Source organism: Aquibium carbonis (genome assembly GCF_003970795.1).
Taxonomy (GTDB): domain Bacteria; phylum Pseudomonadota; class Alphaproteobacteria; order Rhizobiales; family Rhizobiaceae; genus Aquibium; species Aquibium carbonis.
Map to the genome: position 1 here is coordinate 1 of NZ_RWKW01000085.1, position 23,722 is coordinate 23,722.

General features: G+C 64.9%; 25 protein-coding genes and 1 pseudogene. 13 read left to right on the forward strand and 13 right to left on the reverse strand.

The annotated features are described in order from the left end of the window. Positions 1 to 409 precede the first annotated feature (409 nt). The 4 genes from EJC49_RS19685 to EJC49_RS19700 form a co-directional block, all read right to left on the reverse strand. Complete coding sequence (locus tag EJC49_RS19685; protein ID WP_126701645.1) at positions 410 to 997, reverse strand: DJ-1/PfpI family protein; 588 nt, start codon at positions 995 to 997, stop codon at positions 410 to 412. A gap of 81 nt (positions 998 to 1,078) precedes the next feature. Further along, the gene (locus EJC49_RS19690; RefSeq protein WP_126701646.1) at positions 1,079 to 1,927 is read right to left on the reverse strand and encodes a sugar phosphate isomerase/epimerase family protein; all 849 of its coding nucleotides are present in this window, start codon (positions 1,925 to 1,927) and stop codon (positions 1,079 to 1,081) included. Positions 1,928 to 1,970: 43 nt separating this feature from the next. After that, the gene (locus tag EJC49_RS19695; RefSeq protein ID WP_126701647.1) at positions 1,971 to 3,155 is read right to left on the reverse strand and encodes a Gfo/Idh/MocA family protein; all 1,185 of its coding nucleotides are present in this window, start codon (positions 3,153 to 3,155) and stop codon (positions 1,971 to 1,973) included. A 186-nt stretch (positions 3,156 to 3,341) separates the two neighbouring features. Beyond that, complete coding sequence (locus EJC49_RS19700; RefSeq protein ID WP_126701648.1) at positions 3,342 to 4,400, reverse strand: sugar phosphate isomerase/epimerase family protein; 1,059 nt, start codon at positions 4,398 to 4,400, stop codon at positions 3,342 to 3,344. Positions 4,401 to 4,746: 346 nt separating this feature from the next. Between EJC49_RS19700 and EJC49_RS19705 the strand changes: the two genes are divergently transcribed. The 4 genes from EJC49_RS19705 to EJC49_RS19720 all read left to right on the forward strand — a co-directional run bounded on the left by EJC49_RS19705 (position 4,747) and on the right by EJC49_RS19720 (position 8,644). Beyond that, on the forward strand, positions 4,747 to 5,634 hold the full coding sequence (locus tag EJC49_RS19705; RefSeq protein WP_126701649.1) for a sugar phosphate isomerase/epimerase family protein: 888 nt from the start codon (positions 4,747 to 4,749) through the stop codon (positions 5,632 to 5,634). A 140-nt stretch (positions 5,635 to 5,774) separates the two neighbouring features. Beyond that, on the forward strand, positions 5,775 to 6,944 hold the full coding sequence (locus EJC49_RS19710) for a mandelate racemase/muconate lactonizing enzyme family protein (protein WP_126701650.1): 1,170 nt from the start codon (positions 5,775 to 5,777) through the stop codon (positions 6,942 to 6,944). A 3-nt stretch (positions 6,945 to 6,947) separates the two neighbouring features. Then, positions 6,948 to 7,664: a FadR/GntR family transcriptional regulator gene (locus tag EJC49_RS19715; RefSeq protein WP_126701651.1), complete on the forward strand. Its 717-nt coding sequence runs from the start codon at positions 6,948 to 6,950 to the stop codon at positions 7,662 to 7,664. A gap of 5 nt (positions 7,665 to 7,669) precedes the next feature. Then, positions 7,670 to 8,644, forward strand: a complete 975-nt coding sequence (locus EJC49_RS19720; RefSeq protein WP_126701652.1) for an NAD(P)-dependent oxidoreductase — start codon at positions 7,670 to 7,672, stop codon at positions 8,642 to 8,644. Positions 8,645 to 8,726: 82 nt separating this feature from the next. Here EJC49_RS19720 and EJC49_RS19725 read toward each other — a convergent pair whose 3' ends face one another. From EJC49_RS19725 to EJC49_RS19755, 7 genes are all read right to left on the reverse strand, one after another. Continuing rightward, positions 8,727 to 9,794, reverse strand: coding sequence for an ABC transporter ATP-binding protein (locus EJC49_RS19725; RefSeq protein ID WP_126701653.1), 1,068 nt, complete (start codon positions 9,792 to 9,794; stop codon positions 8,727 to 8,729). Between the two features lie 4 nt (positions 9,795 to 9,798). Then, the gene (locus EJC49_RS19730) at positions 9,799 to 10,905 is read right to left on the reverse strand and encodes an ABC transporter ATP-binding protein (protein WP_126701654.1); all 1,107 of its coding nucleotides are present in this window, start codon (positions 10,903 to 10,905) and stop codon (positions 9,799 to 9,801) included. Beyond that, positions 10,902 to 11,147, reverse strand: a complete 246-nt coding sequence (locus EJC49_RS19735; RefSeq protein WP_126701655.1) for a hypothetical protein — start codon at positions 11,145 to 11,147, stop codon at positions 10,902 to 10,904. Before EJC49_RS19735 ends, EJC49_RS19730 begins: the two co-directional genes overlap by 4 nt. Continuing rightward, complete coding sequence (locus EJC49_RS19740) at positions 11,144 to 12,103, reverse strand: carbohydrate ABC transporter permease (protein WP_126701656.1); 960 nt, start codon at positions 12,101 to 12,103, stop codon at positions 11,144 to 11,146. The genes EJC49_RS19735 and EJC49_RS19740 overlap by 4 nt, the downstream gene beginning before the upstream one ends. A 1-nt stretch (position 12,104) precedes the next feature. Beyond that, positions 12,105 to 13,010 carry a carbohydrate ABC transporter permease gene (locus EJC49_RS19745; protein WP_126701657.1) on the reverse strand — a complete coding sequence of 302 codons (906 nt, stop codon included), beginning with the start codon at positions 13,008 to 13,010 and terminating at the stop codon, positions 12,105 to 12,107. An 89-nt stretch (positions 13,011 to 13,099) separates the two neighbouring features. Beyond that, positions 13,100 to 14,410, reverse strand: coding sequence for an ABC transporter substrate-binding protein (locus EJC49_RS19750; protein ID WP_126701658.1), 1,311 nt, complete (start codon positions 14,408 to 14,410; stop codon positions 13,100 to 13,102). A 374-nt stretch (positions 14,411 to 14,784) separates the two neighbouring features. Beyond that, positions 14,785 to 15,417 carry a TetR/AcrR family transcriptional regulator gene (locus EJC49_RS19755; protein WP_126701659.1) on the reverse strand — a complete coding sequence of 211 codons (633 nt, stop codon included), beginning with the start codon at positions 15,415 to 15,417 and terminating at the stop codon, positions 14,785 to 14,787. A 248-nt stretch (positions 15,418 to 15,665) separates the two neighbouring features. Here EJC49_RS19755 and EJC49_RS19760 point away from each other — a divergent pair, with 248 nt between their 5' ends. After that, on the forward strand, positions 15,666 to 16,085 hold the full coding sequence (locus EJC49_RS19760; RefSeq protein WP_126701660.1) for a cupin domain-containing protein: 420 nt from the start codon (positions 15,666 to 15,668) through the stop codon (positions 16,083 to 16,085). Between the two features lie 37 nt (positions 16,086 to 16,122). Here the strand turns inward: EJC49_RS19760 and EJC49_RS19765 are convergent, their stop codons facing one another. Continuing rightward, a complete protein-coding gene (locus EJC49_RS19765) occupies positions 16,123 to 17,316 on the reverse strand; it encodes a M24 family metallopeptidase (RefSeq protein ID WP_126701661.1) in 1,194 nt (397 codons plus the stop codon). A gap of 291 nt (positions 17,317 to 17,607) precedes the next feature. On the opposite strand from EJC49_RS19765, the gene EJC49_RS19770 reads away from it, so the two are divergent. The 5 genes from EJC49_RS19770 (at position 17,608) to arsH (ending at position 20,857) form a co-directional block, all read left to right on the forward strand. Then, the gene (locus EJC49_RS19770; RefSeq protein WP_126701662.1) at positions 17,608 to 17,940 is read left to right on the forward strand and encodes an ArsR/SmtB family transcription factor; all 333 of its coding nucleotides are present in this window, start codon (positions 17,608 to 17,610) and stop codon (positions 17,938 to 17,940) included. 42 nt (positions 17,941 to 17,982) lie between these two features. After that, positions 17,983 to 18,492, forward strand: coding sequence for an arsenate reductase ArsC (locus tag EJC49_RS19775; protein WP_126701663.1), 510 nt, complete (start codon positions 17,983 to 17,985; stop codon positions 18,490 to 18,492). Between the two features lie 10 nt (positions 18,493 to 18,502). Then, positions 18,503 to 19,585, forward strand: a complete 1,083-nt coding sequence (arsB, locus tag EJC49_RS19780; RefSeq protein WP_126701664.1) for an ACR3 family arsenite efflux transporter — start codon at positions 18,503 to 18,505, stop codon at positions 19,583 to 19,585. A gap of 4 nt (positions 19,586 to 19,589) precedes the next feature. Beyond that, complete coding sequence (gene arsC, locus EJC49_RS19785; protein ID WP_126701665.1) at positions 19,590 to 20,012, forward strand: arsenate reductase (glutaredoxin); 423 nt, start codon at positions 19,590 to 19,592, stop codon at positions 20,010 to 20,012. Between the two features lie 113 nt (positions 20,013 to 20,125). Further along, positions 20,126 to 20,857 (forward strand): arsenical resistance protein ArsH, encoded by a 732-nt coding sequence (gene arsH, locus EJC49_RS19790; protein WP_126701666.1) that lies wholly within the window; start codon positions 20,126 to 20,128, stop codon positions 20,855 to 20,857. A gap of 85 nt (positions 20,858 to 20,942) precedes the next feature. On the opposite strand, the gene EJC49_RS19795 is transcribed toward arsH, so the two are convergent. Continuing rightward, on the reverse strand, positions 20,943 to 21,203 hold the full coding sequence (locus EJC49_RS19795) for a nitrate reductase (protein WP_170314798.1): 261 nt from the start codon (positions 21,201 to 21,203) through the stop codon (positions 20,943 to 20,945). A 327-nt stretch (positions 21,204 to 21,530) separates the two neighbouring features. Here EJC49_RS19795 and EJC49_RS19800 point away from each other — a divergent pair, with 327 nt between their 5' ends. The 3 genes and pseudogenes from EJC49_RS19800 (at position 21,531) to EJC49_RS26150 (ending at position 23,690) form a co-directional block, all read left to right on the forward strand. After that, positions 21,531 to 21,791, forward strand: a complete 261-nt coding sequence (locus tag EJC49_RS19800; RefSeq protein WP_126701668.1) for a metal ABC transporter solute-binding protein, Zn/Mn family — start codon at positions 21,531 to 21,533, stop codon at positions 21,789 to 21,791. A 105-nt stretch (positions 21,792 to 21,896) separates the two neighbouring features. Next, positions 21,897 to 23,039: pseudogene (gene aztD, locus EJC49_RS26145) on the forward strand (zinc metallochaperone AztD); the annotation flags it as partial. Then, on the forward strand, positions 23,034 to 23,690 hold the full coding sequence (locus tag EJC49_RS26150; protein ID WP_245453485.1) for a ZinT family metal-binding protein: 657 nt from the start codon (positions 23,034 to 23,036) through the stop codon (positions 23,688 to 23,690). The pseudogene aztD and the gene EJC49_RS26150, both read left to right, overlap by 6 nt. The last annotated feature ends 32 nt before the right edge of the window (positions 23,691 to 23,722 follow it).

Sequence of the window (23,722 nt, forward strand, 5' to 3'; positions counted from 1 at the left end):
CTACCGGAAAGCGCCGATGACCACCGCGCTACCCAGCTACACCACGTCCAGGGACGTCACCTGCCGCTCCCCCGGATCAAAGCGAATTCGGCAGGACCAACCGGGCGCCAAAGGGTGATTGTGTCAGGCTTCATGCCCCATGGGATCGCGGGCTGAGCGCCGGCTTTCCACCATTCTCGGCCGCACCGCACTCGCGGTAAGGGCGCATGGTCGCCGCTCGCCCCCTCCACCGCCTTCGGCGGTCCCCCTCCCCCGCTTCGCAGGGGAGGATCAGAGAGTGGCGCGACGGCGGAGCGAAATCCTCCCCCGTTTACGGGGGGGCCGAAGGACGGGCGAGACCAGTGGCTCGACCCGGCGGGGGACCGCCGAAGGCGGTGGAGGGGGCGAGCGGCCCTGAACCACGCCCGCCTCAGTTGTGCCGGATCTCGGTGCCGAGCACCTTCAGGCATTCGCGCATGAAGGCGGCGAGCCCGGTCCAGCCCTTGGCCGACACCATCGTTCCGTCGACATAGGCCTCGGTCGGCTTGACGTCGATGTAGGTGCCGCCGGCCAGCGTGACCTCTGGCTCGCAGGCGCCGAGCGCCGCGACCTTCTTGCCGCGCACGACGCCGTCCACCGCCACGAGGATCTGAACGCCGTGGCAGATGGTGAAGATCGGCTTGTTCGCCTCGTGGAAATGCCGGACCATTGCCTGGATGCGCTTGTCGGTGCGGATGTATTCGGGTCCACGTCCGCCGGCGCAATAGACCGCGTCGTAGTCTTCCGGCCGGACCTCCGAGAAGGTCTTGTTGATGTCGGCCAGATGCCCGAATCGCTCGATATAGGTCTGGTGGCCTTCGAAATCGTGCAGCGAGGTCTGGATCTTGTCGCCGGCCTTCTTGTCGGGGCAGATCACGTGGACGGTGTGTCCGACGGCCTCCATGCCCTGCTGGAACACGAAGATCTCGTATTCCTCGGTGAATTCTCCCGTCAGCATCAGTATCTTCTTGCCTGGCATCTGGATTCTCCTCCCTTGATGCAATTGTTGCGGCCGGCGGCGTATCCTCCACCGCGGCTTTCGTCTCGTCGAAGTCCGTCCCTAAGCCACCTCCAGATGACGGCGGATATGCGCGTAGCCGTCGCGGTAGACGGCCTGCGGGCTCTCTGCGAAATCGCGCCACACCTTCGTCGCCGCAGCCAGGTCCTTCAGCGCCCGGCCGAAGGCCTCGATCGTCAGCCAGCCGTCGTAGCCGCTGGCCTTGATGGCCGCAAAAGTCTCGTCCCAAGGAATGTTGCCGCGCCCCGGCACGCCCCGGTCGTTCTCCGAGATGTGGACATGGACGATGTTCTTCAAATTTCGCGTAAAGGCGCCGATCGGGTCGGTTTCCTCGATGTTGGCGTGGAAGGTGTCATACATCGCCCTGATGTTGGGATGGCCGATCTCGTCGAGATGGGCGCCGAGCGCGTCCATGGTGTTGACCAGGTAGCATTCGAAGCGGTTGAGCGCCTCCAGCCCGATGATGACGCCCCGCTCGGCTGCATGCTCGCCGATGGCGCGCTGCGAGGCGATCGAGCGCTCGAATTCCGCCCGCGTCGGCCCGTCGCCCGAGAAATGCCCAAGCGTCGAATGCAAGGGGCCGCTCAGCGTCCGAGCGCCGAGCGCCGCCGTGCAGTCGATCGCCCATTTGACATGGGCGACACCGGCCGCGCGCGACGCGGCGTCGGCGCCGATCAGGTTCATCGCCGGATCGCCCATCGCCGAGACGGCGGTACGGTCCAGCCCGATCGCATCGAGCATGTCGCCGAGGCGCCGGTAGTCGTCGGGCGTGCCGTCGAAGATCGGTATCTCGACCCCGTCGAAGCCGGTGGCCTTGATGTCGCGCAGGATCGGCTCGTGCTCCGCCGACACGCTGGTCGTCCAGAGGAACATGCACATGCCGATCTTCATCGCCGTTCCTCCGGGTCTTTGCCACAACCGCCCCGGACGGCGCTCACAGCTTGGTCCACGCCCCGTTCTTGCGCGACGACCGCACGCAGGCTTCGACGAAGGCGACACCTTCGACGCCGTCCGCAACGGTCGGATAGATGACGGCCGCATCGGGCGCGGCGCCGGCGCGGGCGGCCCGGATGGCGCGCGCAGCCTCTGCATAGATGTTTGCGAAGCCCTCGAGATAGCCTTCCGGGTGGCCGGGCGGGATGCGGCTGACGCGGGCAGCCGATGCCCCCGCACCGGCGCCACCGCGCGTGATCAGCCGCTTCTCCGCGCCGAAGGGCGTGAACCAGAGGTGGTTCGGGTGCTCCTGCTCCCATTCCAGGCCGCCCTTGGTGCCATAGACCCGCAGTTTCAGCGCGTTCTCGTTGCCGGGCGCCACCTGGCTCGCCCACAGCATGCCCTTGGCCGGCGCTTTGCCCCCCTTGGCCTTGAAGCGCAGAAGGACATGGGCATTGTCGTCGAGGGGCCGGCCGTCAACGAAAGCGGTCAGATCGGCGGCAAGACTGTCGAGTTCGAGCCCGGTGACGAACCGGGCGAGATTGTAGGCATGGGTGCCGATGTCGCCGGTGGCCCCGCCGGCGCCGGACTGCTTGGGATCGGTGCGCCAGACCGCCTGCTTGGCGCCTGTCGCCTCGACACGCTCGGTCAGCCAGTCCTGCGGATACTCGGCCTGCACGACGCGGATGTCGCCGAGCTCGCCCGACCTCACCATTTCGCGAGCTTGCCGCACCATCGGGTAGCCGGTGTAGTTGTGCGTGAGGATGAACAGCTTGCCCGATTTCTCGACCGCAGCGGCGAGCTTCTTCGCATCGCCGAGGTTGGACGTCAGCGGCTTGTCGCAGACGACGTGGATGCCGGCTTCCAGGAAGGCTTTCGCCGCGGGCCAATGCATGTGGTTTGGCGTGACGATCGCAACCGCCTCGATGCCGTCCGCGCGTCTGGCTTCCTTCTTCGCCATTTCGGCAAAGGAGCCGTAGCTGCGTTTCGGATCGAGCCCGAGTTCGGCCGCCGACGCCTTCGCCCGCTCCGGGTCCGACGACAGCGCTCCGGCCACCAGCGCGAACTCGCCGTCGAGCCGCGCGGCGATGCGGTGAACGCCACCGATGAAGGCGCCCTGCCCACCACCGACCATGCCGAGGCGGATGGGGCCAGAACCTGACTCGACCTGTCTTCCACTGACCATGTGTTCCTCCGTGAGTTGGGCAATCGGCAATCGGCAGTCGGCAGTCGGCAGTCGGAAAGGCATGGATGGGAGCCGCTTTGGCACGACGTCGGATCGAACGGAAGTCGGGTCAAAAAACGCTTGCAACGCCTGATCCTGACGGTCACCTGTTCCGACTGCCGACTGCCGACTGCCGACTGCCGCCCCTCACTCGATCCCCATCATCTTCCGCAGCGCCGCGCGATCCGTCGTTCCGCCGGCGAAATCGTCGAACGCCTTCTCCGTCACCTGGATGATGTGGCTGGCGATGAAGGGCGCGCCTTCGGCCGCACCCTGTTCCGGGTGCTTGAGACAGCACTCCCATTCCAGCACCGCCCAACTGTCGTAGCCATGCTGGGAAAGCTTGGAGAAGATGCCGCCGAAATCGACCTGGCCATCGCCGAGCGACCGGAAGCGGCCGGCGCGCTCGGTCCAGCCGGCATAGCCCGAATAGACGCCCTGGCGGCCTGTGGGATTGAACTCGGCGTCCTTCACATGGAAGGCCGAGATGCGCTCGTGGTAGATGTCGATGAAGGCGAGATAGTCGAGCTGCTGCAGCACGAAATGCGAGGGATCGTAGTTGATCGTGCAGCGCTTGTGGCCGCCCACGGCATCGAGGAACATCTCGAAGGTCGTGCCGTCGAAAACATCCTCGCCCGGATGGATCTCGTAGCCGACATCGCAGCCCGCATCGTCGTAGGCGTCGAGGATCGGCTTCCAGCGTCGCCCGAGCTCGGCGAAGGCCTCCTCGATCAGGCCGGCCGGCCGCTGCGGCCAGGGATAGAGGTACGGGAAGGCGAGCGCACCGGTGAAGGAAACCGAGGCGTCGAGCCCGAGGTTCTTCGACGCCTTGGCCGCCAGCATCATCTGCTCGACGGCCCATTGCTGGCGCGCTTTCGGATTGCCATGCACGGAAGCCGGCGCGAAACCGTCGAACTGCGCGTCATAGGCCGGGTGCACGGCGACGAGCTGGCCCTGCAGGTGAGTGGAAAGTTCGGTGATCTCGACGCCCGCATCGGCGCAGATGCCCTTCACCTCGTCGCAATAGGCCTGCGACTGCGCGGCCTTCTTCAGATCGAAGAGCCGTCCGTCCCAGGTCGGAATCTGAACGCCCTTGTAGCCCAGGCCCGCCGCCCAGGCGGCAATGGCGCCGAGCGAGTTGAACGGCGCTTCATCCCCGGCGAACTGCGCCAGAAAAATCGCTGGGCCCTTGATCGTCGTGGCCATGTCGGTCCTCTCCCTGTTCACGGGCGTCATTTGCCGGGCTACGCCCTCCCCCCGGGATCGCCCTTCGCGCCGTTTCCTGTTCTGGTAATACCAAAAGCGGAAAATTGGTCAAGGTGGCTTGGCGCGACAGGCCGTACCCAAGACGTCCATCAAGGCGTCAAAACCTTGATTGAATGGAGTTTTAGCGGAGTTTCCCGGCTGAAATGGCGGAAGCTTGCGAACCATTCGCGAATGGGCTAGAGCTTCCAATCAACAAAATTGGTCGCACCAGTTCACAGGATTGGGCGATCGTGACATGCAGTCTGTCAGACCTGACCATGCTGCACCATAGGGGAGGAAGCTGATCATGCATCTATCGACGCACAACTGGATGCGTGCGGAGCCACTGGAAACCACGCTCCGGCGGATCAAGCAGTTCGGCTATGAATCGATCGAGATTTCGGGTGAACCGAGCCAGTACGAGACCGGCGAGACCCGCCGTCTTCTCAAGGAGCACGGAATCCGCTGCTGGGGCGCGGTCACCTTGATGCTGGGCGAACGCAATCTCGCGGCCGCCGACCAGGGCCAGCGCGAGCGTTCCGTGCAGTATGTCAAGGACGTGCTGACCATGGTCAGCGAACTCGATGGCGAGATCATCACGCTGGTGCCGGCGACCGTCGGCAAGGTGGTTCCCGACGGGACCGAAGAGGAGGAGTGGACGTGGGTGGTCGATGCCACCCGCGAATGCTTCGCCCACGCCAAGAAGGTCGGCGTCCGCGTCGCCGTAGAGCCGCTCAATCGCTTCGAGACCTACCTCTTCAACCGCGGCGAACAGGCGCTGGCGCTGGCCGACGCGGTGAGCCCCGAATGCGGCGTGTGTCTCGACGCCTATCACATCCACATGGAGGAGTTCGACGTCGAGGAGGCGATCCGAAAGGCCGGCAAGCGACTCTTCGATTTCCACATCGCCGACAACAACCGTTTCGCGGCCGGCCTTGGCACGATCGACTGGAAGAAGATCGTCGGCATCCTGAAGGACATCGGCTACGACGGGGCCCTGACCAACGAGTTCGTCGCGCCGGTCGACCGGACGCCGGCGAACCGCTATCCGGACATGGTCGAGCGCAATCCGGTCGACATTTCTCCCGAGCAGCTCAAGTTCATCCAGGATCACGGCTCGAGCCTGCTGACCGAGAAATTCTACACCGACCAGATGCGGATCACGGCGGAAACCATCCTGCCGCTCATCAAGTAGGCTGCCGAAGCGGCCAAGCAGGACGAACGCCATGACATCAGCAGCGACCGATCCGGCCTCCATCGCGCGGCCGGAGCTTGCGAGCGCATGCCCGCTGGACGTGCGGTCTTCGGCGCCCTGCACAATCGAAGGATGCTGATATGCGCATCAAGTCGGTTCGGGCCTGGTGGGTCCGCATTCCCATCGAGGCGAGCCGCCAGCACAAGAGCGATTTCGGCCAGCTCGCCACCTTCGACGCGGCGATCCTGCGGATCGAAACCGACGACGGGCTGGTCGGCTGGGGCGAAGGCAAGAACGCCGCCGGAAGCGCCGGTACCTATGCCGCGCTCGTTCACATGCTCAATCACGAGGTCGCGCCCCGCCTGATCGGGCGCGACCCCGCCGACATCTCGCAGATCTGGGAGATGCTCTACAACGGCGTCCGCCACGAGAAGGCCGCCGCCGCCGGCCATGCGATGCCGGAGCTTTCGCGCCGGGGCATTTCGGTGGCCGCCATCAGCGCGGTCGACATCGCGCTCTGGGACATCCTCGGCAAGTCGCTCGGCCAGCCTGTCTGGCGGTTGATCGGCGGGCGCAAGGCCGACCGCCTGCCCGCCTATGCGTCCGGCGGATGGGCTCCGGCCGACAAGATCGGCGAGCAACTGCGATCCTATATCGACGCCGGTGGGTTCGGAGCGGTGAAGATGCGCGTGGGCGCCATGGACGGCCCGCCGCACGTCTCGGCGGCCCGCGTCAAGGCTGCGCGCGAGGCGCTCGGCCCGGACGTGCAACTCATGGTCGACGCGCATGGAACCTATACGGTTGCCGACGCCAAGCGCTTCGCCCACATGGTCTCCGACTGCGACCTGACCTGGTTCGAGGAACCCGTCATCGCCGACGACAAGGCAGGCATGGCGGAGGTTCGCGCCGCCGGTTCGGTGCCCATCGCCAGCGGCGAGTCGGAGGCGACGCGCTTTGCCTTCCGCGATCTCGCCATGCTGAAGTCGGTCGACATCTTCCAGCCCGATCCCGCCTTCTGCGGCGGCATCACCGAAGCGATGCGCATCGGCGCGCTGGCGAGCGCCTTCAACCTGCGGCTTTCGCCGCACCTGTGGGCGGGCGCGCCTTGCTTCTTCGCCGGGCTGCACGTATGTGCGGCATCGCCTGCAAGCTTCGTGATCGAGTATTCGCTCGGGGCAAACCCCATGATCCACGACCTCGTCGAGGACGACGTGTCGGTCAGCGACGGCATGATCGCCATCCCCGACCGACCGGGACTGGGTTTCACGATCGCGGAATCGTTCCTGGAGGCGCACGCGCACGGAGACTGAGAGATGAAGGAAAACAACCTTCTTCCGGACCTTGCGGCCTTCCTGTACCAGCAGTCGAAGGAAGAGAGCGGTCGTCTTCCGTCCGAGCGCGAACTGGCCGACCATTTCGAAGTCAGCCGCGGGCAGATCCGTGAGGCCCTGGCGATCCTCGAAGCCATGCGCATCGTCGAACGGCGGGCCAAGTCCGGCATCTACCTCACGACCAACCAGGCCAGCGTCGAGGCCATGGCGCTGTTTGCCCGTGCCGGCGTTCCGCTCGATCCGGTCCAGATCTACGAGACGGTGGAACTGCGCAAGATCCACGAGATCAAGGCGGCCGAACTCGCCTGCGACCGCGCCACCGAGGAGAATTTCGAACGGCTGCGCGAAATCCTGCGGATCTCGGAGCAGAAGATCGCAGCCGGCGAAGGCCTGGCGCGCGAGGACCGCGACTTTCATCTGGAAATCGTGCGCGCGACCCAGAACAGCGTCTTCCACAAGGTGTGCAGCGTCTACTACATCATGGGCGAGCAGCGCCTGCCGATCTATTTCAACGATGCCGAACGCGTCCGCCGCTCGCATGCCGAGCACATCCGCATCTTCGAGGCGTTGCAGCGCCGGGACGGCAATCTGGCCCAGGCCCTGATGAGCGCCCACCTCCAGGGCGCGGAGAGCTATTGGAAAGGGCTTCTCGACGGCTCGGACGGTGCGACACCTGCCCTGAATACCGAGAAGGTTTGAGCCCCTTGCCTGAGATCCTGTCGACGAACGTCCTGCATCCGCAGGTCGCCGCGCTGCTCGAGACGATGGGCAACCTTCGTTTTGCACCGGCCTACGACCCCGAGACCCTGTTGCGGGAGGGCCGGGACGCGGAGGTGATCATCGTGCGCGCGCCGCTGCCACCCGCCCTGTTCGAACAGGCGCCGCGCCTGCGGGCCGCCATCCGGCACGGCGCCGGCCTCGACATGATCCCGATGGCCGCCGCCACGCAGGCCGGCGTGCTCGTTGCCAACACGCCGGGCGCCAACTCCCGCACCGTCGCGGAATACGTCTTCTTCGCAGCCATGACGCTGTTGCGCCGGTTTCGCACCATCGACCGCGAATTGCATGCCAATGGCTGGAACGCGGCGCGCCATCATGCCGACTTCACCCGCGACCTCGACGGCCTGACGCTCGGCATCGTCGGCTTCGGCAACATCGGCAGGCAGGTTCATGCCATTGCGCGCCATGGATACGGGCTGGACGTGCTGATCCACAGCCGCAGCCGGCGCGACATCCCCGACGACGCCGGTTTCGTCGGCCTCGACGAACTGGCGTCGCGCAGCGACATCGTGGTGCTGTGCTGTCCGCTGACCGACGAGACACGAGGCATGATCGACGCGCGCGTGCTTGGCCTGATGAAGCCCGATGCGCTGCTGATCAACATCTCGCGCGGCCCGGTGATCGATGACGAGGCGATGCTGGCGGCGCTGCGCGAGCAGCGGATCGGCGGCGCCGCACTGGACGTCTTCGCCAGGCAGCCCCTACCCGCCGATCACCCCTATCTCGGCTTCGACAACGTGATGGTGACCCCGCACATGTCGGGCATCACCGAAGGCAGCATGCGGCGCATGGGCATGGCGGCGGCCGAGGAAGCACGACGCGTCCTGCGGGGCGAATTGCCGCTGAACTTCTGCAATCCCGAAGCGCTGGATGCTTACAGGCGGCGGTTTCCGGCCTGAGGCCCGCTACGCCGATGCCGGATTCTGGTGCGTCCTCGGACGATGAAATGCGTCATCCGAGAGCCCTCCCTGATCGTCTCCGTTACGCCCCCGCCAGGTTGAGGCCCGAGCCGCGATCGAACAGGATGATCTTGTCCGGGTTCCACGAGAAGGCGATCGTGTCGTCGATCGCAAGCTTGTGCGAGGCAGGCGTGGTCAGCCGCAGCAAGGCATCGCCGGCGGCCACGGTGACGATCTTCTCGACGCCATGGTTTTCGACGTCGTGAACGCGCCCCTTTGCCGTCGCTTCCGCGTCCAGCCGGATGTCCTCGGGCCGCACGCCGAACGTGACTGCGCGGCCATCCTGCGAGGCGGCGGCGGCGATCGGCAGGCTGAAACCCGCCTCGGCGACGGCATTGCCGTCGCGGACGGCGCCATGGATGAGGTTCATCGGCGGCGATCCGACGGCGCGCGCAACGAAGGTGTTCTTCGGACGGGCATAGATTTCCGACGGCGTGCCGACCTGCACGAGCCGTCCCCTGTCGAGGACGCCGATGCGGTCGCCCATCGACATGGCCTCCACCTGGTCATGCGTGACGAAGAGGAAGGTCGCGCCGAGATTCATCTGCAGGTTCTTCAGTTCCGTCCGCAGCGCTTCGCGCAGCTTGGCGTCGAGCGCCGACAGCGGCTCGTCCATCAGGAACACCCGCGGCTTGCGCACGATCGCGCGTCCGATCGAGACGCGCTGCATCTCGCCGCCCGACAGCCGGTCGGTCTTGCGGTCCATCAGGTGCTCGATGCGCAGCGTCCTGGCCACCCGGTCGACGCGCTCCTTGATCTCGGCCGGTTCGACCCGCCGGATCTTCGACTTGAGCGGAAACTCGAGGTTCTCGCGCACGGTATAGCGCGGATAGAGGGAGTACTGTTGCAGCACCAGCGCGACGTCCCGCTCTGCCGCACCCCAGGAACCGACATCGACGCCGTCGATGAGCACGGTGCCTTCGGTCGGCTTTTCCAGGCCCGCGACGACGCGCAGCGTGGTGGTCTTTCCGGCGCCGGTTTCGCCGAGCAGGACGAAGAACTGTCCGTCCTCGACCGTCAGGTTCAAGCCCTTGAGCGCCGTGTTGGCGCCGAAGCTCTTCGACACGTTCCGAAGTTCTATGTGGGCCATGGGCTTACAATCTCACTCCGAGGCTTTCGCCGCTGGACTGGTCGAAGAAATGCGCCTGCGACGGATCCAGGCGGACATGCACCGCGTCGCCCGCCCGCGGCACGAAGCCGGACGGCGTGCGGGCGCGCAGGATCTCCCCGCCGACCTTCAGGTCGACGATGTCGTGCGAACCGAGCGGCTCGATGATGTGCGCGACGACGGGCACATAGCCCGGCTGCGCATCTCGGCTGACCAGGACGGCCTCGGGGCGGATCCCGAGCTTCAGTGCGCCGTTGCCGGCATGCCCGTTGAGCTTGCCGAGCAATTCGCGCGGGAAGGCAAAGCCAGGCACGGTTGCATCGATGGCGACCGAGACGTCGTCTCCCTCGCTGCGCACGATCGCCGGCGAGACGTTCATCACCGGGCTGCCGACGAACTGGGCGACGAAGAGGTTCTGCGGACGCTGGTAGACCTCTTCGGGCGCGCCCACCTGCTGCAGCACCCCCTCGTGCATGATGACGATCCGGTCGGCGAGGCTCATCGCCTCCACCTGGTCGTGGGTGACGTAGATCGTCGTCGACCCCTGCTTGACATGGAGCCGCTTGATCTCGGCGCGCATCTCCTCGCGCAGCTTCGCATCCAGCGCGCCGATCGGCTCGTCCATCAGCATCGCCTTCGGGTGCCGCACGAGGGCGCGCCCGATCGCCACGCGCTGCATGTCGCCGCCCGACAGCGCCGACGGTTTGCGGTCGAGAAGCTCGGTGATCCGCAAGACCTTGGCGATGGAGCGCACAGCCTCGTCGATGCCGGCCTTGCCCATGCCCGTCGCGCGCAGCGGGAAGGCGATGTTCTCGTAGACCGTCATGTGCGGGTAGAGCGAGAAGGACTGGAACACCATCGCGATGTCGCGGGCGGAGCATTTCAGGTGCTGCACCGGCTTGCCGTCGATGAGGATGTCGCCTTCGTCGATCGTCTCCAGCCCGGCGACGGCCCGCAGGGTCGTCGTCTTGCCGCATCCGGACTGACCGAGCATGACGATGAACTCGCCATCCTCGATGGTCAGGTTGAGGTTCTTGATGACCTGGACGGCGCCGAACCACTTCTGCACGCCACGAAGCTCGATATGCGTCATGCGCTTCCTCCGGCCTTTCCGTCGTGATGGTCGGAGACGTCGAATGCACCGTCGGGGTTCTTCGGCACCGCCGGCCCGATCTTGCCGGTGATCATGAAGCCGATCAGTCCGATGAGGATCAACGTCACGCCGTAGCGGTGCAGGAAGAAGTTCCACGGCTGGCACAAGGCGATGATGCCGAAGATCATCAGCGTCTGGAAGGCCGGGTGCAGCCAGCGCTGGTTGAAGGCGCGGAAGCTCATTTGCGGATCGCTCCGAAGCTCATGCCACGCAAAAGGTGGTTGCGCAGGAGGAAGGTGAAGATCGCCACCGGCAGCAGGAACAGGAAGGTTCCGGAGGCGATCACGGTCCAGTCGGGCAGGCCCGAGCCGACCTGGCTGGGGATGAAGGGCGGCGCGGTCTGCGCCGTGCGGCGCGTCATGATGAGCGCGAAGGCGTATTCGTTCCACGCCGTGATGAAGCAGAACACGGCGGTGGCCGCGATGCCGGTGGCGGCTTCGGGCAGGACGACCTTGAAGAAAGCCTCCATGCGCGTGTAGCCGTCGACGAGCGCCGCCTCCTCGTACTCTCTCGGTATCTCGTCGATGAAGCCCTTCATGAGCCAGACGGAGAAGGAGAGGTTGAAGGCGGTATAGAGGATGATCAGCCCGAGATGCGTGTCGTTGAGCCCGACCGCCCGGTACATCAGGAACATCGGGATTGCGACCACGACCGGCGGCAGCATGCGTGTCGACAGGATGAAGAACAGCCAGTCCTGTTCACCCTTCACCTTGAAGCGCGAGAAACCATAGGCCGTGATCGTTCCCATGCCGACGGCCAGCACGGTGGAGACGATGGCGACGATCAGCGAGTTGACGAAGCGGCTGGGATAGCCCGACAGCTGGACGTTGCCCTGGCCGTCGCGCACGACCTTTTCGCCGCCGTCGAAGACCAGCCGCTCCCACCAGGGCGCGGCGGCATATTCCTCCGGCGACGGTTGTTCGCGCAATTGCGAGCGACGCAACACCAGCTTCACGAATGGGGAGATCTCCGGTTCGAAGAGCACCGTCGGCGGGATGGTGGTCGCCAGGTTGCGCGGCTTGAACGAGGTCGAGACGATCCAGTAGATCGGCGCCAGGAAGATGATCGTCGCGATCAGGACGCCGACGATGGCGACCTTGTTGAGGGCGCGCTCGGAGGTGGTCTGGACGGCCGCCATCTCAGCGTTCCTTCACTTTGTTCAGGTACTTCACGTAGATGTTGGTGATGGCGATCACCATGATGAGCACGATGTAGGCGAGCGCGCAGCTCATGCCCGTCTGCCACTCCTGGAACGCCATCTTGTAGAGACGGATCGAGATCACCTCGGTCGTCGGCTGGCTGGTCAGGATGTAGGCGAGATCGAAGGTCTTGAAGGCTTCCATGGTGCGGAAGATGATGGCGATCATCAGGATCGGCGCGACCAGCGGCAACGTGATCCGGAAGAACGTGTAGATCGGCCCCGCGCGATCGATCGCGGCGGCTTCGTAGAGATGCTTGGGCACCGCCGACAGGCCGGCGAGAGACAGGAGCATCACGAAGGGCGACCACATCCAGATGTCGGTCAGCGCCACGGCGTAGAGCGCCATGTCCGGGTTGGACAGCCATTCGAAGCGGCCAAGGCCGAAGGCGTAGTTGATGATGCCGAAGGACGGATCGTAGAGCAGCTTCCAGAACAGCCCGACCACCGCCATCGACAGCATCATGGGCAGCAGCAGCAGCGTCGTGATCAGTCCCTTGAAGGGGATTTCGCGGTTGAGCAGCAGCGCGACACCGAACCCGACGACGACCTGGCCAGCGACCGAAACGATCACGTACTTCGCGGTGATGGCGAAGTTCGACCAGATGAAGGGGTCGTTGAGCAGCGTGCGGTAGTTGTCGAGGCCGACGAAATTGGCCGGTGCGTTCGACGACGCCCGGAAATCCGTGAACGAGTAGCCCAGCGAGTAGAGCAGCGGAAAGATGTTGAAGACGATCAGGAAGATGATCGTCGGAATGATGAACAGGTTCCTGATCGCCAGGTCGCTCAAGCCTCGCCGCGCCGCCTTGCTTTGCGGATCGAGCGTCGTCATCGTCAATGTCGCCAAAACCCCGCTCCTCCCAGAGCCTTACCGTGCACGAGCGCCCGAGACGAGCCGAGGGGACGGCGGGGCCGCCCCCTCGGTCCGGGATGTCGTTACTTTACGCGGTTGTACTTCTTGAAGGTGGCGTTCCAGTCGGCCGCCAGCGCGTCGAGCACTTCCTTGGCGGATCCCTGGCCGGCCGTGATGTACGGGTAGACCCGCTGGTTCATCTGGATCAGCAGCTCCGCGTACTCGGGCGTCGCCCAGAAGTCCTTCACCTTGAACATGGTCTCGTAGAAGGCCTTGTTGTAGGGCGTCGCGTTCTGGAACTCCTCGGATTCCAGCACGGCCGCGCTGGCCGTGTAGCCGCCGAGTTCGGCCCAGCGCTTCTGGACCTCGTCCTTGATGAACCATTCGAGGAACTTCATCGATTCCTCCTGGTTGTCCGAGTACGAGATCACCGAGATGCCCTGCCCGCCGAGCGCCGCGAACTGGTGCCCGTCCGGTCCCGCCGGATTGGCGAAGAAGCCGGTCACCTTGGCGTTCGGGTTGGAAGCCTCGTTGGTCAGCGCCGGGAAGAACGCGAAGTAGTTCATGCTCATCGCGGCCAGGTTTTCGGTGATCGCCTGGTTGTTTTCGACGAAGAACGTCTTGGCCCAGCCGGGCGGCGTGAAGCCGTAGAGCTCGCGGTACATCTCGAGCGCCTTCACGTTCTGCTCGGAGTTGATGATGCCGTCGACCTCGTAGGTCTCGTAATTGCCGAGCTCGCCGCCGTAGGAGAAGATGGCGTTCTCCACGCCCATGACGAGGCCGTCATAGGAGTTGTCGGTGTAGATGGCGATGCCGTAGCGGTTCTGGTCCGGGCGATGGAAGAACTCCGCGATGTCGCGCATCTGCGCCCAGGTCTGCGGCACGTCGAGATCGTATCCGTACTTGGCCTTGAAATCGGCCATTTCCTTGGGATCCTCGAACCAGTCCTTGCGGTAGGACCAGCCCACGGCGTCGCCTTCGGCCGGGATCGCCCAGTATTTTCCGGAACTCGCCGGATACTCGGCATAGTACTTCACCGTCGCCGGCGCCATGACTTCGCCGAGGTTGTGCTTGTTGAAGAACTCGGTGAGGTCGACGTAGTGGCCGGCCTCGGACGCCGCTCCGAGCCATTGCGAGTCGCCGACGACCATGTCGTAGGCCGAACCGCGGGCATTGAGCTCGGTGAAGGTCTTGGTCTGGAAGTCGGACCACGGCGTGGTCTCGACGGTGACCTTGACGCCGGTTTCGGCCTCATACTCGTTGACGAGTTCCTGCAGATAGTTGGCCGGATCCCACTCCGCCCAGAAGATGGTGAGTTCCTGCGCGAACACAGAGGTCGAACAGGCAAGCGTCAGTCCCAAACCGGCGACGAGGCCGGTGATCCTATTGCGCATAATGACTTCCTCCCATTTATGCACCTACCGTCTGAAGTGCCCGCTCGATCGCTGGCACAGGTAGTTCCATGCTGGCGCTGCCCGACCGAAGAGACAGTTCCTCCCACCCTTCGGCCCGCGCTGCGACAAATGTCGAAACGACATCCGTCAGGCCCAATCTGGTATTACCAAATACCGAACTTCGTCAAGAGGCTTCTCTTGCTCCATGGGCCAATACCGTCAACAGGCATGCCCGAAAACGCAAGATTATCCAATTAATATGATATCCGTATCGATTAACATCCAATTTGGGCCCGTTGCAGGCTCGATGGCCCGTCTGCGGCAGTGGTTTGAACTGGTCCAACCAGATCGCGCCTGCCGATCGAGCTCCGCGTTCAGGCCCGGCCGGCCGTCGCCGCCCGCACGAGCGCCGACGCGGCCCAACGCGTCACCGCCTCCACCTGGGCGGCATCCTGGTTCCAGATATCCTTGAGCACCACCAGCGCCTCGACCCCGAAGAGCAGCGAAAGCGCCTGGGCGAGGCGCTGGAACTCGTCCTCCGCAAGCTCGCCCCGAAGCGGCGCCAGCGCATCCTCCAGGAGGTCGATGCGATGGCCCCGTGTGAGCGGCGGCTCGTCGCCCAGCGCCCCCGCCTGGCGTTTCGCCCACTGATCGAGCGACAGCTTCAGCGCCGCCTTGAACGTCGCCTCGAACTCCTGGATTCGCGGCATCGACCTGCGAAACAGGTCGTCGACCCGCTCGGCGGCATCCGAACCCGCTCTCGACTGCATCAGGATCGGACCCAGCGCCTGGTCGACGACCGCGTGGACCAGCGCCGCCTGGCTGGGAAAATAACGATAGGCCGTCGCCCGCGAGACCTCGGCGGCCTGCGCGACCTCGCTAATCGACGGCGTCGCGCCCGACTGCATCAGCCTCGTCGCCGTCTCCAGCATCAGCCGACGCGTGCGTGCCCGTGGCCCCCGCTGGGGATCAGGCGCTCCCTTGGTCAATTGACGTGAGACTTTCATGTCAATACGATACGCCCGTCTCACGAATACGCAATCGCCGTTTAGGCGGCCGCGCCGTGGGCGAGCCATCGGCCGCACGTGGAACGTGGGACGGGACATCGCGCGTCGTGTCCTCGCGGAGGATCGACACGGATCGAGAAAACACCGGAACAGGCTTCGCGGCCGCCGGGCGCGTCTCGGCCAGAGCCGGATCGCGGACAGGACCCGACGGATCGCGCGCAGATCTTCAACCAGGGAGGAAGAAAGTCATGAAGCAGGGAGCAGACGCCCATTTCGTCTACCCGAAGGATGTCGACGCCTTCGGATTCGACTGGGGCCAGCTGGCGCTCACGGTCGCACCCGAGGTCAACGGCGCGCAGCGCTTTTCGGGCGGCGTCGTCGACCTGCCTTCCGGCCAGGGCCATGCGCGACACAATCATCCCGGCGCCGAGGAGATCATCTTCGTCATCTCGGGTCATGGCGAACAGATGGTAGAGGACGAAGCCGGCACGCCGGTAACCCGCGAGGTAGGTCCGGGATGCACGGTCTACGTGCCTGAAAGCCGGTTCCATTCGACGCTCAACACCGGCGACGGCCCGATGCAGCTCTTCGTGGTCTATTCGCCCGCCGGACCCGAGCTCGGCCTGCGCGACCTGCCGGATTTCCGGATCTTGAAGGCCGGCGGCTGAGCCTTTCGACGTCCGGAACGGAGCGCGTCGGGGCGGCTCAGGTCGTCCCGCCCCTGTTCCAGCCACGCCCGCGCTCGCCGAACATCTCGAAGCCCCCATCGGTGACCGCCAGCGTGTCTTCCAGCTTGATGAAGCCGCGTTTGGGGTGGAGCATGGTGGTTTCGATCGAAAGCACCATGCCGGCCTCGAGCGGTCGCTCCGCGTCGACCCCCTCGTAGGCCACCGGATGGTTGGTCATGAGGAAAGGCGCCTCATGGCTGATCAGCCCCATGCCGTGGGCGAAGAAATCGGTGAACGCCGCGACCCCGGACGCCTTCAGGACGCCCTCGGCATGAGCGATCATGTCGCCGCCCCTCGCCCCGGCCCTGACCTTGGAGAAGGCGGCCTGCTGCACCGCTTCGACCTCGCCGAGCAAATCTTCCAGCTCGCCGTCCGGCTCGCCCAGCACGCCCATCCGGCAAAGGTCGCCGATGTAGCCGCCCCAGTTGCCGCCCGAATCGATCGACAGCACCTCGCCCGCGCGCCAGGCCTGCTCGGACGAAGCACGGTTGTGGCTGGCGCCGAGCGTCAGCAGGCAGTACTCGAACTGCAGCCCGCGATTGGTCTCCTCGCGACGCAGCCGTTCGATGATCTCGATCTTGGTCGTGCCTTCGCGCGCCGCGGCGATGGTCGCCATCATCGAGTCGGTGATCAGTTCCGAGGCCTGCCGCAACAGCGAGAGTTCGTGCGGCGTCTTCAGCGCCCGCATCCGCTCCATCAGGCCGGTGGCGTCGACCAGCGTGGCGCCCTCCAGACCGTCCGCGAGGACCTTCCAGGCGTCGGAGGGCAGGAAGGCGGGTTCGACGCCGATCCGCGCGCCGGACCTGCCGATCGACGCGAGATGGGCGACGGCGCGCCTGGCGGCATCGACCGAACCCCACGTCTCCGGGTAGAAGGCCGGCGTCCAGAACGGCCGGTTCTGGTGCTCGCCCGCTTCCATCCGGTTGGCGACATAGGCGGCGTTGCCCGGGCGCCCCTTGTCGTAGATCACGACGGGCAGGTACCGGCTGTGGCCGATCGCGTCCATGGCCGAAAAGAAGATGAAGCGATAGCCGCCCAAGAGGTAGGCTGCGTTGTGCTTCGACGTCGCCAGCAACACGTCGATGCCATGCTCCTCCATGAGCCCGTCGAGCCGGCCGGCGTCGAACGGAACCGCCCGGGCGGCGGCGTCGGGTTGTGCGGCGATGTTCATGTGATCACTCCTCCCAGGTCTCCCCCGACCCGACGAAACATCCGACGAGAACTGGTCGGACCAGATCGGATCGTCCTAGAGGAGGCCACCATCTGTCAAGCCCCGCGCTCATGTGCTGCCCCCGAATCGGACTTCAGGAGGCAGCCGCGGTCCCGGGCATAAGCCCTTCGCGTCTCGTCCGGTTTCATGATGGCGGCCCGTGCCCGTCCGGGGTGAGGAGGAAAGGCCCTTCCCGGCTCTGAACGACCGTGCTATCTGCTCATGCGTCGATTTATCGAGAAAGGCAGATGTATGGACAAGAAGGCTTCGCTTGCCGCGCTTGCCGCGCTGGGTCAGGAGACTCGCCTGGACATCTTCCGCCTGCTGGTGCGGGCGGGGACGGACGGCATCCCCGCGGGCGAGATCGCCACGCATGTGGGCGCCGTGCAGAACACCACGTCCTCCCACCTGAAGATCCTGACGCATGCCGGCCTGGCCCGACCCGAACGGGACGGCCGGACCATCCGCTACGTCGCCGACATGACCGGGTTTCGCGACCTTCTGGCCTACCTTATGGAAGATTGCTGCAACGGTTCGCCCGAACTCTGCCGCCCCGTCATCAATGCCGTCACCTGCGACTGCTGAACCTTTTCACGGCGGCGCGTTCCGCCATTCGAGGAAGATCCGATGAGCAACGACACCTACAACGTGCTTTTCCTGTGCACGGGCAACTCGGCCCGTTCGATCCTGGCCGAGGCGATCCTGAACCGCATCGGCCAGGGCCGTTTCAAGGCCTTTTCGGCCGGCTCGCAGCCGAAGGGCGAGGTGCATCCCTTCGCTCTGGATTTGCTCAGGAGCCTGAACCACGACACCTCCTTCGCGCGGTCGAAGAACTGGGAGGAGTTCGCCATTCCCGGGGCGCCGGAAATGAACTTCGTCTTCACCGTCTGTGACAATGCCGCCAACGAATCCTGTCCGGTCTGGCCCGGCCAGCCGATGACGGCGCACTGGGGCGTGCCGGATCCCGCGGCAGCGGAAGGGACCGACGCGGAGAAGCATCTCGCCTTTGCCGACGCCTATCGCATGCTCAACAACCGCATCTCGATCTTCACCAGCCTGCCGATGAACTCGCTCGACAAGCTGGCGCTGCAGAAGCGGCTCGACGAGATCGGCCGCAACCCCGCGACGGCCGGCTGAAGGGTACTCCATGACCGACATCACGCATGAGAGAGGCCGCGCCGCGCCCGGCGGCATCGGCTTCTTCGAAAAGTGGCTCTCCGTCTGGGTCGCGCTCTGCATCGTCGCGGGCATTGCGCTCGGCACCCTTCTGCCGGGGGTGTTCGGTGTCCTGGCGGGACTCGAATATGCCTCCGTCAATCTGGTCGTCGCCGTTCTGATTTGGGCGATGGTCTTCCCGATGATGGTCAATGTCGACTTTGCCAGCCTGCGCCATATCGGCGATCGCCCGAAGGGCCTCGTGCTGACGCTCGTCGTCAACTGGCTGATCAAGCCGTTCACCATGGCCGCGCTCGGCGTGCTGTTCTTCGAGCATGTCTTCGCGCCGTGGATCGAGCCCGCCGACGCCCAGCAATACATCGCCGGCCTGATCCTGCTGGGGGCCGCGCCCTGTACGGCCATGGTGTTCGTGTGGAGCCAGATGACGAAGGGCGATGCGACCTACACGCTCGTGCAGGTGTCGGTGAACGACGTCATCATGATCTTCGCCTTCGCCCCCATCGTGGCGCTTCTGCTCGGCGTCACCGACATCGTGGTGCCCTGGGCGACCCTCATCCTCTCCACCGTGCTCTACGTGGTGATTCCGCTGGTTGCCGGCGCAATCACCCGGAACTGGCTGGTCGGTCGCGCCGGAGGAGGCGGAAACGCCGAGGCGGCCGTCTCGGAGTTCACCGGACGGCTGAAGCCGATCTCGGTGATCGGACTGCTGGCTACGGTCGTGCTTCTGTTCGGGTTCCAGGGCAACGTCATCCTGGACAAGCCCATGCTGATCGTGCTCATCGCGGTGCCGCTGGTGCTCCAGTCCTACGGCATCTTCGCGATCGCCTATGCGGCGGCGAAGGCCTGGAAGGTTCCGTTCAACGTGGCCGCGCCCTGTGCGCTCATCGGCACGTCGAACTTTTTCGAACTGGCCGTCGCGGTCGCGATCAGCCTGTTTGGGCTTCACTCGGGCGCGGCGCTGGCAACCGTCGTCGGCGTGCTGGTCGAGGTGCCGGTCATGCTGTCGCTCGTCGCCTTCGCCAACCGCACCCAACACTGGTTTCCGAAAGGCTGACCGAATGACCGTCACCATCTACCACAACCCCGATTGCGGCACGTCGCGCAACACTCTGGCGATGATCCGCCAGTCCGGCGAGGAGCCGACGGTGATCGAGTATCTGAAGACACCCCCATCCCGCGAGCGGCTGGTCGAACTCGTGGCCGCAATGGGCATAACGCCCCGCGCGCTGTTGCGCGAGAAGGGCACGCCCTATGCGGAACTCGGCCTGGACGATCCGAAGTGGAGCGACGACGACCTGATCGACCAGATGCTGGCGCATCCGATCCTCATCAACCGTCCGATCGTCGAAACCCCACTCGGCACCAGGCTTTGCCGACCTTCCGAAGCCGTGCTCGACATCCTGCCGAACCCGGACATCGGTCCGTTCACCAAGGACGACGGCGAGGTGGTGATCGATGCGGAAGGGCAGCGGCTGCGCTAATTTCCGTAATTTTCGAAATAAGGATTGACGCGCCCCAGGGCATTGCCTAGCTCTTATTTCGAAAATCTTCGAAATAAAGCGCTCCTGCCCGAGTTGCGCCGACAGGAGCCCGGATGACCGACGACACCGCCCGACTGGACAGCCTTCCCAACATCGACGAGGCGCAGTTCCGTTCGATCGATCCGGCCGCGCTGTTCGATGCACCCCGCTCGTCGCACCCGCCGCGCATCCTGATGCTCTACGGTTCGCTGCGCGAGCGATCCTATTCCCGGCTGGCGACCGAGGAAGCGGCGCGCATCCTGCGCCGGATGGGAGCGGAGGTGCGCATCTTCGATCCGGCCGGATTGCCGTTGCCGGATTCCGCGCCAACCGACCACCCCAAGGTCAAGGAGCTGCGCGACCTTTCGACGTGGTCGGAGGGACAGGTCTGGTGCTCGCCGGAGCGGCACGGCGCCATGACCGGCATCATGAAGGCGCAGATCGACTGGTTGCCGCTGTCGCTCGGCGGCGTGCGGCCGACACAGGGACGAACGCTGGCGGTGATGCAGGTCTGCGGCGGCTCGCAGAGCTTCAACGCCGTCAACCAGCTCCGCGTGCTCGGTCGCTGGATGCGCATGGTCACCATCCCCAACCAGTCTTCGGTTGCCAAGGCATTCAACGAGTTCGATGCCGAGGGACGGATGAAGCCCTCTCCCTACTACAACCGCATCGTCGACGTGATGGAGGAATTGGTGAAGTTCACACTGCTCCTGCGCGACCGGACCGACTACATGACCGACCGCTATTCGGAGCGCGTCGAGAGCGCCGAAGAAGTGTCGAAGCGGGTGAACCAGCGCTCGATCTGACAGGGTCGCCATGCGGGCATCGGCCGGCGGGACGCGAGGTCGGAGGATCGCGTGAAGGCCGCCAGCCCGGGGCCGTTTAGCTTCGTCACCCGTGCGAGCCGATATCCTCCCGCTCGACCTCGGCGATCGGCTTGTGCACCCGCAGGGTCTCGATCTTCTGTCCCGGCCTCATAATGCCGATCACCGTCTCGATGTCGGGGCAGCCCTCCTCGCCGCAGGCCAGTTCGGTGACCGAGACCGTGACGTCATCGTCGAGGGCGTGCAGCTGCCGAACCCAGTCCTTGATCTGTCGGGTCCGTTCGGGAACCGCCCGGCGCGGGGCCAAAGGGTTCACGAGGCGGCTCATGTCCAAGGTCTCCTGATGGCAGGCGCCCGCCCTGCCCGCTTTGCATCCTGCCCGTCGCGGGAGCGCCGAACGCCTTGCTCATGCCAGCGCCGAGTTTCGAAAGCAGATGCCGAACATGCGACGGGCGGTTGTCGAGCGCAGCCTCGAAGAGCTGCCGTATCGATTGCGGCACCAGGCTTTCCCCGGACGTTCGCCGACGCCGACGTCATCGGCATATCATCTGTTATTGTATAACATTTCATTTGACGAACGTAATAACATTACATACTGCTCCGTCAAGGGCGGCGTCTGACGTCGCCCGCAGAACTGGGTAGCCGAGGAGTTGGGATGAACGCCGGACTGGGAGACGTTCGAAGCGAGAGGATACGGCGGGCGCCCGACATCCGGCAGAAGCGGGCGGCGGCGGCGCTTGCCGAAAACATCGCCGATGCCCGCCTGGTGGAACAGATCGCCTCGGAAGCCGGCCGGGCGCCTGGCGGCACGCTCTATTCGGATGCTCTGTCTGCACCCGATGGACCGGCGCCCAGCTACGTCGAGATGATGCGCAGCAACGTCGCCACGCTCACCGCGGCGATCTTTGGCCGCTGAGGCCACGTCGAAGACGGGGCAGTATTTGTCCTTGAATGTAATGTTATACCATACGATGGAGACTGACGAATGAGACCACTGATCCAGGGTGCCTCCGCACTTGCCATGGCCGTTGCGCTTGGCAGCGGTGTTGCCATCGCCGATGAGGACGACGTGACGGCCTGGCGGCTGTTCGTGTCCGACCACGCCGAACCGGTGGTGAAGGTGATCGATGCGCTCGACGGCGACCTGCTCGACACGCTCCCGATCAAGGGGCCAGCGACGCTGCACCGCTCGTCGAGCGGCGAGACGGTGTTTGCCGTTCAAGGCGGCGCTGGCGAGGTCAATGCCATCAAGAGCGGGATCGCCTTCCACGATCATGGCGATCACGGCGATATCGACGTCGACGACGCGGAACTGCTCCCTGTCCACCTCGATGGATCGAAGCCGGCCCATTTCGTCGAGTTGCAGGGCAACATCGCCCAATGGTTCGACGGCGAGGATCAGGTCCGCGTGTTCACCGAAAGGGCGGTGCTGGAGGAGAAGCTGGACGTCCGCACGGCAAGCGTCGGTGCGCCGCACCATGGCGTGGCAGTCCCCTACCAGAACCACGTCGTGGTCATGATCCCCAACCCGGAGGACGCCAGCAAGCGGCCGATCGGCGCCCGGGTGGTCGATTTCGACGGCAACAAGATTGGCGAGGACGTCGCGTGCCCCGGCCTCCACGGCTCGGCCGGCTCGGGCAGCCTCTACGCGCTGGCCTGCGACACCGGCTTGCTGCTGATCCGGCAGGGCGGCGGCGTCCCGGTCATCGAACACCTGTCCTATGGCTCATCGCTTCCCGACGGCAGTTCCTCGACGCTGATCGGCGGCAAGGGCCTCCAGTATTTCATCGGCAATTACGGTGCGGACCGCATCGTCGTGATCGACCCGTCGGAAGGCGACAACGGCTTCAAGCTCGTCCAGCTTCCGACACGCCGGGTTCACTTTGCGGTCGATCCGATCCGCGCGCGCTTTGCCTATGTGATCACCGAGGATGGCCAGCTTCACAAGGTCGACGTTCTCGACGGCGCGATCGCGGGCTCGCTCAAGCTCACCGACGCCTACTCGATGGACGGCCACTGGAGCGATCCGCGCCCACGCCTGGCGGTCGCCGGCGACAATGTCGTCGTGACGGATCCGCTCAACGCGAAACTGCACCTGGTGAACGCCATCTCGTTCGAGAAGGCGGGCGAGATCGCCGTCGATGGCAAGCCCTTCAACATCGTCGCCGTCGGCGGCACGGGCAAGGTCCACGAGCATGACGGTGAAGCGAGCCACGATCACGGCCATGCCCATGCGAAGGACCATGGGCACAGCCACGATCATGCGCACGACGAGGCGGCCCAGCAGATCTACAAGGGTTATTTCGAGGACGACCAGATCAAGGCGCGCGTCCTGACGGACTGGGAAGGCGACTGGCAGTCGGTCTATCCCTACCTCCAGGACGGGACGCTCGATCCGGTCATGGCCCACAAGGCAGAACACGGCAACATGAGCGCCGACGAGTACAAGGCCTATTACGACGTCGGCTACAAGACGACCGTCGAACGGATCCTCATCGACGGGGACATGGTCACGTTCTTCGAGGGCGGCAAGCCGCTCGCGGCGCGCTATGCCAGCGACGGCCACGAGACCCTGACCTACAAGAAGGGCAATCGCGGCGTCCGCTTCATCTTCAAGAAGACCGAAGGCGATGAAGCCGCCCCCCAATACATCCAGTTCAGCGATCACAAGATCGCGCCGGCCGCCGCCGACCACTATCACCTCTACTGGGGCAACGACCGCGCCGCCCTTCTGGAGGAAGTGACGAACTGGCCGACCTACTACCCGACGTCGCTGAGCGCAGACGAAATCGTACGCGAGATGATCGCGCACTGATCGTCGACAGAGGCCTGCACCGACCACGCCCG

Excerpts from the sequence above, each read along its gene's own strand:
- EJC49_RS19685 (WP_126701645.1), bottom strand. The coding sequence starts at position 997 with ATGCCAGGCAAGAAGATACTGATGCTGACGGGAGAATTCACCGAGGAA.
- EJC49_RS19690 (WP_126701646.1), bottom strand. The coding sequence starts at position 1,927 with ATGAAGATCGGCATGTGCATGTTCCTCTGGACGACCAGCGTGTCGGCG.
- EJC49_RS19695 (WP_126701647.1), bottom strand. The coding sequence starts at position 3,155 with ATGGTCAGTGGAAGACAGGTCGAGTCAGGTTCTGGCCCCATCCGCCTC.
- EJC49_RS19700 (WP_126701648.1), bottom strand. The coding sequence starts at position 4,400 with ATGGCCACGACGATCAAGGGCCCAGCGATTTTTCTGGCGCAGTTCGCC.
- EJC49_RS19705 (WP_126701649.1), top strand. The coding sequence starts at position 4,747 with ATGCATCTATCGACGCACAACTGGATGCGTGCGGAGCCACTGGAAACC.
- EJC49_RS19710 (WP_126701650.1), top strand. The coding sequence starts at position 5,775 with ATGCGCATCAAGTCGGTTCGGGCCTGGTGGGTCCGCATTCCCATCGAG.
- EJC49_RS19715 (WP_126701651.1), top strand. The coding sequence starts at position 6,948 with ATGAAGGAAAACAACCTTCTTCCGGACCTTGCGGCCTTCCTGTACCAG.
- EJC49_RS19725 (WP_126701653.1), bottom strand. The coding sequence starts at position 9,794 with ATGGCCCACATAGAACTTCGGAACGTGTCGAAGAGCTTCGGCGCCAAC.
- EJC49_RS19730 (WP_126701654.1), bottom strand. The coding sequence starts at position 10,905 with ATGACGCATATCGAGCTTCGTGGCGTGCAGAAGTGGTTCGGCGCCGTC.
- EJC49_RS19735 (WP_126701655.1), bottom strand. The coding sequence starts at position 11,147 with ATGAGCTTCCGCGCCTTCAACCAGCGCTGGCTGCACCCGGCCTTCCAG.
- EJC49_RS19740 (WP_126701656.1), bottom strand. The coding sequence starts at position 12,103 with ATGGCGGCCGTCCAGACCACCTCCGAGCGCGCCCTCAACAAGGTCGCC.
- EJC49_RS19750 (WP_126701658.1), bottom strand. The coding sequence starts at position 14,410 with ATGCGCAATAGGATCACCGGCCTCGTCGCCGGTTTGGGACTGACGCTT.
- EJC49_RS19755 (WP_126701659.1), bottom strand. The coding sequence starts at position 15,417 with ATGAAAGTCTCACGTCAATTGACCAAGGGAGCGCCTGATCCCCAGCGG.
- EJC49_RS19760 (WP_126701660.1), top strand. The coding sequence starts at position 15,666 with ATGAAGCAGGGAGCAGACGCCCATTTCGTCTACCCGAAGGATGTCGAC.
- EJC49_RS19765 (WP_126701661.1), bottom strand. The coding sequence starts at position 17,316 with ATGAACATCGCCGCACAACCCGACGCCGCCGCCCGGGCGGTTCCGTTC.
- EJC49_RS19770 (WP_126701662.1), top strand. The coding sequence starts at position 17,608 with ATGGACAAGAAGGCTTCGCTTGCCGCGCTTGCCGCGCTGGGTCAGGAG.
- EJC49_RS19775 (WP_126701663.1), top strand. The coding sequence starts at position 17,983 with ATGAGCAACGACACCTACAACGTGCTTTTCCTGTGCACGGGCAACTCG.
- arsB (WP_126701664.1), top strand. The coding sequence starts at position 18,503 with ATGACCGACATCACGCATGAGAGAGGCCGCGCCGCGCCCGGCGGCATC.
- arsC (WP_126701665.1), top strand. The coding sequence starts at position 19,590 with ATGACCGTCACCATCTACCACAACCCCGATTGCGGCACGTCGCGCAAC.
- arsH (WP_126701666.1), top strand. The coding sequence starts at position 20,126 with ATGACCGACGACACCGCCCGACTGGACAGCCTTCCCAACATCGACGAG.
- EJC49_RS19795 (WP_170314798.1), bottom strand. The coding sequence starts at position 21,203 with ATGAGCCGCCTCGTGAACCCTTTGGCCCCGCGCCGGGCGGTTCCCGAA.
- EJC49_RS19800 (WP_126701668.1), top strand. The coding sequence starts at position 21,531 with ATGAACGCCGGACTGGGAGACGTTCGAAGCGAGAGGATACGGCGGGCG.